Origin of the sequence: Sediminibacterium salmoneum NBRC 103935 (assembly GCF_000511175.1) — a bacterium.
In the GTDB taxonomy this organism is placed as follows: Bacteria; Bacteroidota; Bacteroidia; order Chitinophagales; family Chitinophagaceae; genus Sediminibacterium; species Sediminibacterium salmoneum.
Window position 1 is genome coordinate 1,665,045 of the sequence record NZ_KI866530.1, and the last position, 11,536, is coordinate 1,676,580.

13 protein-coding genes are annotated in these 11,536 nt (G+C 33.8%); all 13 read right to left on the minus strand.

Features of this window, described 5'->3' with window-relative positions; genetic code table 11:
* Positions 1 to 381 (minus strand): hypothetical protein (locus P767_RS18490; RefSeq protein ID WP_026764061.1); only part of this gene is annotated, 381 nt, incomplete at its 3' end.
* Between the two features lie 137 nt (positions 382 to 518).
* On the minus strand, positions 519 to 1,286 hold the full coding sequence (locus P767_RS0107855; RefSeq protein ID WP_026764062.1) for an AglZ/HisF2 family acetamidino modification protein: 768 nt from the start codon (positions 1,284 to 1,286) through the stop codon (positions 519 to 521).
* Positions 1,286 to 1,900 (minus strand): imidazole glycerol phosphate synthase subunit HisH, encoded by a 615-nt coding sequence (gene hisH / locus P767_RS0107860; protein WP_026764063.1) that lies wholly within the window; start codon positions 1,898 to 1,900, stop codon positions 1,286 to 1,288. The genes P767_RS0107855 and hisH overlap by 1 nt, the downstream gene beginning before the upstream one ends.
* A complete protein-coding gene (locus tag P767_RS0107865; RefSeq protein WP_026764064.1) occupies positions 1,897 to 3,078 on the minus strand; it encodes an N-acetyl sugar amidotransferase in 1,182 nt (393 codons plus the stop codon). Before P767_RS0107865 ends, hisH begins: the two co-directional genes overlap by 4 nt.
* Positions 3,075 to 3,830: a methionyl-tRNA formyltransferase gene (locus P767_RS17630; RefSeq protein ID WP_026764065.1), complete on the minus strand. Its 756-nt coding sequence runs from the start codon at positions 3,828 to 3,830 to the stop codon at positions 3,075 to 3,077. Before P767_RS17630 ends, P767_RS0107865 begins: the two co-directional genes overlap by 4 nt.
* Before the next feature lies 1 nt (position 3,831).
* The gene (locus P767_RS0107875; RefSeq protein WP_026764066.1) at positions 3,832 to 4,857 is read right to left on the minus strand and encodes a peptidoglycan bridge formation glycyltransferase FemA/FemB family protein; all 1,026 of its coding nucleotides are present in this window, start codon (positions 4,855 to 4,857) and stop codon (positions 3,832 to 3,834) included.
* Positions 4,847 to 5,518: a DegT/DnrJ/EryC1/StrS family aminotransferase gene (locus P767_RS0107880; protein WP_262506416.1), complete on the minus strand. Its 672-nt coding sequence runs from the start codon at positions 5,516 to 5,518 to the stop codon at positions 4,847 to 4,849. Before P767_RS0107880 ends, P767_RS0107875 begins: the two co-directional genes overlap by 11 nt.
* Before the next feature lie 160 nt (positions 5,519 to 5,678).
* Positions 5,679 to 5,858 carry a DegT/DnrJ/EryC1/StrS family aminotransferase gene (locus P767_RS0107885; protein WP_026764068.1) on the minus strand — a complete coding sequence of 60 codons (180 nt, stop codon included), beginning with the start codon at positions 5,856 to 5,858 and terminating at the stop codon, positions 5,679 to 5,681.
* 3 nt (positions 5,859 to 5,861) lie between these two features.
* A complete protein-coding gene (gene asnB / locus P767_RS0107890; protein ID WP_026764069.1) occupies positions 5,862 to 7,751 on the minus strand; it encodes an asparagine synthase (glutamine-hydrolyzing) in 1,890 nt (629 codons plus the stop codon).
* 51 nt (positions 7,752 to 7,802) lie between these two features.
* On the minus strand, positions 7,803 to 8,942 hold the full coding sequence (locus P767_RS0107895) for a DegT/DnrJ/EryC1/StrS family aminotransferase (protein ID WP_026764070.1): 1,140 nt from the start codon (positions 8,940 to 8,942) through the stop codon (positions 7,803 to 7,805).
* 6 nt (positions 8,943 to 8,948) lie between these two features.
* On the minus strand, positions 8,949 to 9,920 hold the full coding sequence (locus tag P767_RS0107900) for an NAD-dependent epimerase/dehydratase family protein (RefSeq protein ID WP_026764071.1): 972 nt from the start codon (positions 9,918 to 9,920) through the stop codon (positions 8,949 to 8,951).
* Positions 9,921 to 9,929: 9 nt separating this feature from the next.
* Complete coding sequence (locus tag P767_RS0107905; protein WP_026764072.1) at positions 9,930 to 10,898, minus strand: Gfo/Idh/MocA family oxidoreductase; 969 nt, start codon at positions 10,896 to 10,898, stop codon at positions 9,930 to 9,932.
* Entirely contained in the window at positions 10,891 to 11,466 is a 576-nt protein-coding gene (locus tag P767_RS0107910) for an acyltransferase (protein WP_026764073.1), read from the minus strand. Before P767_RS0107910 ends, P767_RS0107905 begins: the two co-directional genes overlap by 8 nt.
* Between the last annotated feature and the right edge of the window lie 70 nt (positions 11,467 to 11,536).

Here is an 11,536-nt window from a genome sequence, read left to right on the forward strand (position 1 = left end):
GAAATTTATTGGATTTTTTGCGAACTGGATATACGGTAATGAATAAATATCTGAACCATAAGGTAAAAATATATCTATTCTTATTTTTGCTTTAGCTATGAATGCCGTAGATGGTCCGCAACAAATGACAAGTTTATACTCAGAAAGTATTCTTTTGGGATCAGTCACTTTTGATGATATAATATTTAGTGGATTGCCCCAGTCTACTATTTTAGGAATATTATTTTCAAAATATCCATCAAAACTATCGTTAGAAGGATGAAAGTGACTTGGTTCATTTTCAAGCAAGAAAAGATCTGCTGAATATCCATCGTCAATTAAATATCGGTATAATGAACTTAAATTATTATTCATATTACCAACCAATGCAATTTGCTTCATTCTAATCTTATTGACTTCGCTTTAACAAAATATAGCTCTCATAAATTTCAAAAGGATTTTATCAAATTTGTAGTAATAACTACATATATCTTACCATAAGTATATTTACTGGCTTTCCAATTTTATATTAATTCGAATTATTTTGAATTAAACGCACTATTAATTTGCTCTTTTTCAAAAAAATTAATTAACACACCCATGTCTTTTTTTTGATAAACGACCATACTACCCAACGCAACTGCAGAAGCACCACCTTCATTAACAGCTTGTCCAATATCTTTTAAACTTCCTGCTCCTCCATTTGCAATAACAGGAATAGTAACATTACTTGTTATTGTCTTTATAAGTTTAATATCATAACCCGACCAAGTTCCTTCCCTATCAATTGAGGTTATTAAAATTTCACCAGCTCCAGCTTTTTCAATTTCTTTCAAGTATTCCGTTAAGTGCATAGAGTTTTTTTGTGAACCGCTATTGGTATAGATTTGATAATGACCTAATAAGCTTTTTCGTACATCTATAGAAATGACTACAGCTTGAGAACCAAAGTGGTCACATATTTGGGTAATCAAAGATGTATTGTTGTAGGCGGCAGTATTTATAATTACCTTTTCAAAGCCAATCGATAATACTTCTTTAGCTTCTTCGAAAGTTTTTACACCTCCTCCATAAGCCATTGGCATGAATGCTTCATTAGCTATTTGTTTAAGAATATGAAAGGGTGGCTTACGTCCCTCTTTTGAGGCTCTTATATCAAGAAAACAAAGTTCATCTACCTCCATTTCATTAAAAATTCTAACCGTATTGATTGGATCCCCAATGTATCGTTGATTTTTAAAGTTAACAGTCTTAACTAGGCTTTCCCCTATTAATTGTAGACAAGGTATTATTCTAACTTGTAACATTATATTGCAGCAAAATTTTGTAACAATTTCATCCCAAACTTATGGCTTTTCTCAGGATGAAACTGAGCGCCATAGATATTCTCAAATGATATCAAAGAATCAAATTCAAACCCATATTCAGTTGTTGCAATTACATTTTCCCTATTTTGACATTCAACATAATAGCTATGAACAAAATAGAATTTTGATGGTTCTGGAAGATCCTTTGTCAAATTAGATATTTTGTTAGACCTAATAAAGTTCCATCCCATATGAGGAACTTTTAGTCCCAATTTATCGTCTTCAAAGCTAAACTTTTTAACATGTCCAGGAATCCAACCTAACCCTTTTAGTTTTCCCTCTTCACTTGACTCAGTAAGCAATTGCATCCCTAAGCAAATACCCATAATTGGTATTTTTTCTTCTAAAGCTTTAAAATTTAATATTGGTATAAGACCTAACTCATTAATTTTTTCCATAGCAGTATCAAAAGCACCTACACCTGGTAGCAGAATTTTACTTGCTTGACTAATTACGTCTATATCAGAAGAAATTATACTTTCTACGCCAATCCTCTTAAACATATTAGCAACAGAGCCGAGATTGCCCATTCCATAATCTATTATTGTTATCATTTTTTATCCTTTGAAGGGAAGCAATATTTAAGATAGAAACTCATAGGAACTAGTTGCTTTTTAGCTAGAATGGAAAATAATGGTCGCCAAATTTCAAACCGTTTTTTATAAGTATTATAATCTTTATAAGATTTAGGTTCGCGATTCATGATTTCATCAAATTCATTATCTGAAAGCCCCATTCGCTTCTTGAAATAGACAATTAATTCGTCCTCAATAAAAGGCGGTTGAGCATATTGCATGAGCGCATTTTCTCGGGAAATTTTTCCTGATCGTACAGAAGCTGACAAACTATTATTTCTTTGGTCTAGTCCGAATTTTACCGGTGTGTAATAACTATGATGAAACGCTGTCATTCTATTTTCCAGATGATGACCTCCATAATACTGCCAACCGTATTCTTTTTTTAGGAATTCCATTGCATCTTCTTTAGAATATTTAAGATACCATAAAGGTCTAATTTTTCGAATACGTTTAAAAACAGTCCAATAAATAAATTTCCAAAAGGTCATATTTGGGAAAGTTTTCATTGGCATTTTTCCGAATTTTTTATGTACATCAATATTATATCCACCGTCAACATAAGCTTTGCTCAATGGAGAAACACCTTCTGCAATAAAAGAATGACCTTCAAAAACATACTTGATACCATATTTGGCTGCTGCCCTATACATTACCTCGGCTAGCGCAATATCTGTTGGTCCATCAATTTCTGGCACACTAGCTTTGAAGAACGATAGAAAGATATCATCACTTTCTTTATTATCACAAACATGTGTGTACAAATCAATTCCTAACTTCGAAGTGACTTTCCGTATATTCTCAGTGGCTATTGCTGTATTCCATGTATTATCATAGTGAACTGCAAGAGGTCTTAATCCGTATTGGATTGATAAGTACAACATATAGGATGAATCAGTACCCCCACTAACACCTACTGCGACATCATACTTCTTACCTATTCCATTTTTTTTGATTTGTTGTACTATTTTCAAGAACTCACTTTCACCTTCCTTGGTTCCAGTATTATACTGATTTTGTAAATCATCAACTAATTTACAGTAACTACAAACACCGTTTTGGTCAAAGGTTATTCCTGCTACAGTTTCATCATATATACATCTTGTACATATTTGTAATCCCTCAGATAAAAGGTCACGTCCTTTATATGTTTTCATATCGTATCTTGTTCTTGATTATTTGGTCTCCAGAGTTTTATACAAACCTTTTCATTTTCGACGTAGAAGTATGCGGGGTAGTCATTAGAGTCGCAAGATCTAATAAAATTATACAACTCAAAAAGTGATTTATTTGCATCTACCAAGGAGTCTTTTGGGGTACGAATATTGTTGTAAGCTGAAGCATTCGACTCATCCTGTGGAGTTCTTTGCAAAGAGCCACTTTTTAAAAAATTAAAAAAGTCAACAAGCATTTGAGGTTCCAATTCTTGAGCTTTTCGAAATACACTTTTAGTCGTATCGAAAGGGCTAATTTGAAAGTCCCGTTGAAGAAAAATATCACCCCTATCCATATCTGTTGTGAGTTCATGTATTGTTACCCCACTTCTTGTTTCTCCGTTTATCAGTATGTATGGACCACTTCTAAATCCGCGATATTTAGGTAATAAAGTTGGATGAACATTAATGGCAAGAATTCTGGCACATTTTATAATTTGTTCGTTCATTATATAACTAAATCCGCAGCTTACAAGCACGTCAAATTTTAAAGATTTTATAGACTCATAAATAGTGTCTTTCGTTACAGTTATAACGGGGATTCCGTATTCATGAGCTGTAATAATAACATCCAAAAATCTTGAATTTGCCTTAGAAGGACGAGGGCACACAACAGCAACAATATTTATTCCATTTTGTATTAAAGCTAGTAGCGCTTTTTTCCTTGCACCTCCTGTAAAAAAAACTATATCCATATCAACTCTTTAATGATGTAAATGGCATTATATAAAAGCCTGGGTAAGCATCTAAAAGTTGTTCTTTTGTGCAATTGTATAGTTCTTGATCAACTATTGTAGTGTAGTAATTATATATAATGTCTTGTGTACCCCACTTTGACTTAAAATCATATACGCCATCTTGGCTTTGCCAAGTACCACCCCAATTCCACCATTTAAACCCCCTACTGCTTGCGTTAAACATTGCCGTAGCTATTAAAAGGGATAATGGTTGTAGATGTCTAAATTCACGTACAATTACCGGCGTATAGTATTCCACTATTGATCCATAATAGAAAACGAGCATTGCTGAAACAGGAACACCTTCATATCTAGCAACATAAATATCATAATCAACCCCTTCATTAAAATACTTTGGCACAAGATTGAAAAAACGACTATCCTTTGCCATGCCACCAATACTTTTCATATTGTCGTTATGTATTTCTTCTAGAAAAGAAAACATGTTGTTATCGACATCTACTTTAATATTTGACTTTATTGCCTTCCGAATAATATTTCTTGTTTTGTAATGAAACTTTATCATCAAAGTTTCCATAGTATCGAATTGCCCGCTAATGTTAGTTAACTGACCGATTCTGCTGTCCCTTTCATTTACATCAATACGATTATAATCATAATTTTGATCAAGCGGATTGTCAATAATAGTTGAACAAGCGTACTTCCTTGTCTTTATTAATGATAAATATTCTTCCAATAATAACTTCTTTGCTAACAAGTTGGTAGAAAGTATGCCCCCATTACTTCCATAATATGGAAGTGAATTAATTACTGTCCCGTATTGACCATTCTTAACCAATAAAGGTAAAACGCCTTCAATTTTTTTATCTGTTCCTTCAGCAACAAGATACAGCGATTCTGCACCCAACAATTCCTTCAAGAAATTCTTATATTTCTGTGAATAGTATATCATTGTGCATTCATGTTGCTTCAGAAAATTCTCGTAATCTACACTAAACTGATCCTCAAGTATTCTAATTTGCATTTCTTATAAGTTTATGAGTTTCACTAACTATTTTCTCTAATTCAAAATTTTCTAAAGATGGGAAAATTGGTAATGAAACTGTATCTTTTAGTATATTATAAGCATTAACTTGTGCCTTAACGTTAAGACTCATTGAGATTAAACTGTCAACCCCTTTGCGATACGAAATAGCCTTACTATACCAGAATTCAGCATTTTTACTAACTAGAATAGGGAATCGAAAATAGATCCCAGAATAATAGTCAAACTCACTAGGCAAATAATTTTTAAATTCAGAGATGTAAAGCTCTGCGATTTCTTTCCTTTTTTTTAGAAAATAATCTAGTTTCTTGAGCTGCTCTAAAGCGATCGAACATGAAAGATTACTTAAATTGTCGCCAATTTTAAACGCACTGATTTTATTCGCAAATTTCTCATTATTTGTGCTTATTGCTCCTCCTTCTCCAGAAGCTAATAGTTTTGTTGCATTAAAGGAAAAAAAAGAGCATAAACTATATTTACTAACGTATTTACTCAATTCATGAGAACTATTGATAATTACATGGCAACAATCTTCGATTAATACAACATTTTCGGGCAGACGTTTTCTCAAATTTTCTAAAAAATTAAGAGTATAGCCGAATGTATGATTTACCACTACAGCTTTAGTCTTTTTACTTATTTTTTAAGTATTTGATCTTCATTTGATATCCAACTATTTAATTGGTTATCATATACTATCGCAGATGCTTTTAATGCACTTATCGGACCTAACAAACTATTGCATATATAATCAGGTAGTAAAACTTCATCGCCGTTCTTAACTTCCAAAGACTTAAGAATTAAAAAAAAGCCATTGTGCCACTAGAGGTAAGATTGACAAATTCTGCACCTATATATTTTTTAAACTCATCTTTAAACGCTTCGCTAATATTTCCTTTAGCTAAATTGAGACTATTTAGAAGTACAGAAGCAGCTTCAACTTCTTCTGTACCAATTGTTGTTCTTGAATGAGGAATCACGAATTAAATTTTTTCATTCCCTAAAAAGATTCTACACCACCATTCGAAGTTCATAAGACTCCATAATAACAAACGATGGTTCTTTCTTTGATTGATATGCTCATCAACAATTCTTCGGGTATAAAGAGGGTTAATAAATTCCGAAGAAATAGCTCTTTTATTTAAAAGTAATTCTTTCATATAAGCTGCATTCTCTCCTCGATACCAACTCTCATCTGGAGCACTAAATCCTTGCTTTTTCCGATTAATTATTTGTTGGGGCATAATAGAACTCATTGCTTTTCGCAAAACATTCTTACCATCGTCATATTCAATATATACTTTTCTCTTATCCCCAAATTCATTTTCATCCAATCGCTTCATATTTTCAAGGTTACCTAACTTATGACGAACTGGCACCTTTTGAGCAAACTCAACTAACGAATTATCCATAAACGGGAATCTTTCCTCTAAACCATGAGCCATGGACAATTTATCTCCAACTAAAAATAAACCGGGGAGAAATGTTTTGATTTCAAAATAAAGTGAATTATTGATATGCTGCTCTGGTAGATCGTATTTCAAACTTTCATTAAAAAGAAAGACTCGTTCAAAAATTCTTCTTGGCTCTTGTACATCAAATTCGGCATGTATGTGTTTATTGAATAGAGATTTTTTATCCTCATCTTTAACTATTCTTTGCCAAAAATCATAATATTGATTGAAATAATCTTTCCTATCTAAGGATTTGAAAATTCTATAATAACGCCATGGGTAGCCTCCAAATAGTTCATCCCCTCCAGTTCCCTGTAAACAGACTTTAACAAATTTACTAGCTAAACGAGAGATATAATAATTGGGGTAACTCATGCCTACTCTCAAGTCTTCAAGATGCCAAACCAATTTAGGCAAACTCCATTTTAAATCACCTGCATTCATTACTTGCTCATAATGCTCACTCTTAATATAGTTAGCGGTAAGCTCCGCGTCCCTCCGTTCATCATAATTAGCTTCTACGCCTGTTACTTGACTCATATCAAACCCACAAGTAAAAGTATATAACCTAGGTACATGCTTTGACGCCAAAACACTGATTGAACCCGAATCAATACCTCCACTCAAATAGCTCCCTACAGGCACATCTGCTACCATTTGTCTAGCTACTGCATTTGAAAATAATCGCTCAGTTTCATTTTTGGCATCCAAGAAACTCATTTTGTCATCTGTTTTCGAAAAATCATAGTCCCACCAAGATTTATGAATAATTTCTGATGTATAGGTATTGATACACACAGTATTGGCCTGAGGCAACATGTACACGTCCTTAAAAAGAGTTTGGAAGGTGAACATATTTTGAAAGGTAAAATACTCATTTAATGCTTGATAATTGAGTTGTACTGAAAAAGCAGGATTTTTTAAAAAGGCTTTTATTTCTGACGCAAATAATAATATACCATTCCTAAAATAATAGTATAATGGCTTTACCCCAAATCTATCGCGACTCAGATATAATTCTCGTGATTTAGTATTCCAAGCACCAATAGCAAACATTCCATCAAGTTTTGAAAAAAATGATGGCCCATAAGCTGATAATCCCTCTACTATAACTTCGGTATCAGATGTAGAAATAAACTCATGCCCTTTACTTTGTAATTCGAGCTTTAATTCATGAAAATTATAAATACATCCATTAAAAACTATTACCCACTTTCCATCTTTACTCCTCATAGGTTGAGCGCCTTTGGGGGATGTATCCAAAATAGCAAGTCGGCGATGACCAAGACCTAAATTTTCATCTATAAAAATCCCTTCCCCATCTGGTCCTCTATGACTGATGGCATCATTCATTATTCTTATTTCCTGATTTGAAACAGGCTTACCATTTAACTTAAATATTCCAGCAATTCCACACATAAATTAAATCTATAGAATGATTATTGATAGGGTCCTATCAGGAGTAAAAAACTAGATACTTTTTAAAATTTGAACAACATATTCAAAATCCTCTTTTAGCATCTTGTTGTGAAGCGGGATTGACATTGAATATTGATCAGCAGCAAATGCACCGGGATAATCTAATGGTTGAATATTAAACATTTTGGCATACACATTCAACATATGCACTGCATGTGTACCTGGCCTAGTAGCAATTCCATGCTGTTGAAGTTTTTCCATTATATCATTTCGCTTGAGCGGAGAAACTGATTCATTAATAAAAGTCACATAACTCTGCCACCCATGCTTGTACCCTAATGGTACTTCTGGCGTTCTTAACCACTCAATACTACTCAACTCATTTTTATAATAAGTAGCCCAATGATTCCTTTCATCTATGAATTTATCAAGCTTCGACAATTGTACAACGCCTAATGCTCCCTGAAGATCAGTCATTCGATAATTATAACCTACCATATCAAACGAAGGAAGAATATAGGGCTTGGGGCCATGATGCCTTTGTTCTTCTGAAATGGATGCTCCATGATTACGTAGCATATCTAAAGTGGCTGCTATTTGATCATCATTCGTTGTTAGCATTCCACCTTCACCTGTGGTAACAGATTTTCTTGGATGAAATGAGAAGCAACCTACGTCACCAAGGCTTCCAGCCGGTTTCCCTCTCAATGCACTACCCGCTGCACATGCTCCATCTTCTACAATTTTTAATTGTGGGAAATTTTCCCTGATAAAATCAATATCAGCACATAAGCCAAACAAATGCACTGGAATTATTGCTACTGTTTTAGAGGTAATTTTGTCCTTAATTTTAGTAACATCAATATTAAAAGTCAGAGGGTCAACATCAACGAAAACTGGCGTCGCATTACAATACATTACTGCATTAGCTGTCGAAACCCAAGTAAAAGCTGGCACAAGTACTTCATCCCCTGCTTTCACACCACAGGCTACCAGAGCTAAATGAAGAGCTGTCGTACAATTAGAGACAGCTAATGCATGCTTTACATTGTGACGTATTGCAAATGCACTTTCAAATTCCTTAACTTTTGGTCCTTGAGTAATCCAACCACTTTCTATGGGAGCTTTTAATGCCTCCCATTCTTCAATACCCATTGATGGTATAGATATTGGAATATTTCTTTTTTGCATACCGAATTATTGTTTGTTTTTTAATCTCCAATCAATCAACTTTTGAAGTCCCTCTTTAAGCTCATATTTATATTTAAACCCTAACTCGGTTTCTGCTTTTACCCGAGATCCAATACGATTTTGAACCAACGCTCTAGCATCATCTGCAGAATAAGGCTTATATATAACTTTTAAATCAGATTTCTTGAGTTCTAATATTGTATCACATAGAGTTTTTATAGATGTCTGAACTTCTGTACCTACATTATAGAAACCGAAATTTGTATCACTTTTAAGTGCTTGCACATTACATCTTGCGACATCTTCAACATAAATGAAATCATATGCTTGACTACCATCTCCATTAATTGTAGGTTGCTCATTTGCATCAATCTTATTGAGCATAATAGGTATAACACCGGTATATGCAGCAGTTTGATCCTGGTTAGGGCCGTAGACATTCATGTATCGCAAACCAATAACTGGCAAATTATACCTGTCGTTGAAAGCTGTACACATTGCCTCTCCTGCAATTTTTGTTGCTCCATAAAAATTTTTGTTATTAAATGGATGCATTTCAGTCATTGGCAATTCTACCGCGTCCCCATAAACCGAAGCAGATGATGACCAGATCAATTTCTTTACATTATTTTTTACACATGCCTCCAAAACATTAAATGTTCCTCCAATGTTAACATCAAAAGCAGTACGAGGAAAGTCTTTACAATGGAGTAACCACATAGCTGCGAGGCATACAACATAATCTACTCCCTTCATTGCTTCATTTAGGATGTCCGTTTCACGTACATCACCACCATTGGGATATATAGTACATCTGGGATCTTTAAGAACATCTGAAATATTTCCCATTTTACCACGTGCGAAGTTGTCATAAATTATGACATGACCAACGTTTTCCTTTAACAACTCTGCAACTACAAAACTTCCAATAAAACCAGCGCCACCTATGACTAAAACTTTTGAATTTTCAATATTCATATTATTAAATTATTTTGAAAAAGGATGTTTGCTTAATGGAAGATTAACGAACGGATGAAAGTCTCCCTTTTTGCCGATTGGGCTTTTTACTCTTATATCATGCACCAGATCAATAGCTGGTTTTACGTCTTTTAACTCAAATCCGTTTCCTTCAAGAATGCCTTTATAACTCAAGGTATGCAATTCTGTAAACCCATCACTGAACTCAAAAGATTCTCCATCAATTGTGATTTGACGAAAGGTTCTTTTTCCCGACTCTTTTATTTGTGGTGGTATATTATCATAGTTGATACTCAAAAACCATCTTACTCTTGCTCTTTGCATCTCCAAATACCCAGCAGCTCTGTCATGTTCATGCAAATGAACTATATTATCTTTTATATCACCAAAAATCCATAAAAGCATATCATAGAAATGAACACCGATATTAGTTGCTATGCCTCCAGACTTATGCACATCTCCTTTCCAACTTGTATAGTACCAATTACCGCGAGAAGTAATGTATGAAAGATCAATATCGAAAATTTTATTCTGGGGTGCCGCTAATACTTTATTTCGAAGAGATATGATTGAAGGATGTAATCTTAATTGTAAGATATTGAAAACCTTCTTCCCATAATCTTTTTCAAGAGATGCCAATGACTCTAGATTCCAAGGATTAAGTACTAAGGGCTTTTCACAAATAACATCTGCATTATTTCTCAGACCAAATCTTATATGTGAATCATGTAAATAATTGGGTGAGCATACAGAAACATAATCAATGGGCTGTTGTTTCAATCTCAACCTTTCAATATGGCGATCAAATCTTTCAAACTCGGTAAAAAAATCAGCTTCCGGAAAATAACTATCTAATATCCCAACACTATCAAATTTATCCAATGCTGCGACGATTGTATTCCCAGTATCTTTTACCGCTTTCATGTGCCTTGGAGCGATATAACCAGCAGCACCAATTAACGCAAATTTTTTACTCATTCACTTTATTTACTAAATTGTTCTTTAATATATATCTATCACCACTTTCTTTACAGAAAGCTTCTCCGTTTTCATCAAATAGTAGTTTACTACCATATTCGCTCATCCAACCAACTTGCTTTGCAGGATTCCCTACAACTAATGCATAAGCAGGAACATACTTGGTAACAACCGCTCCTGCACCAATAAAAGCATAATTACCAATATCGTGACCACAAACAATAGTTGCATTTGCTCCAATACTAGCTCCCTTACCTACTTTTGTTGACAAATATTGATTGCGTCGATTTACTGCGCTCCTCGGATTAATAACATTTGTGAAAACACATGAAGGGCCTAAAAAAACATCATCTTCACAAATGACACCTGTATATAAAGAAACATTATTCTGAACTTTAACATTATTCCCTAAAATAACATCCGGTGAGATAACTACGTTTTGTCCGATATTACATAACTCACCTAAAACACACCCATTCATAATGTGAGAGAAGTGCCATATTTTAGTACCTGCGCCAATTTTAGATCCTTCATCTATAACTGCTGTAGGATGAGCAAAAAAAGACATAATTATCTTTTAAAAAATGATTTAATACATCGTATAACTTCGTATAATGTATGCTATACGAAAGTTATTA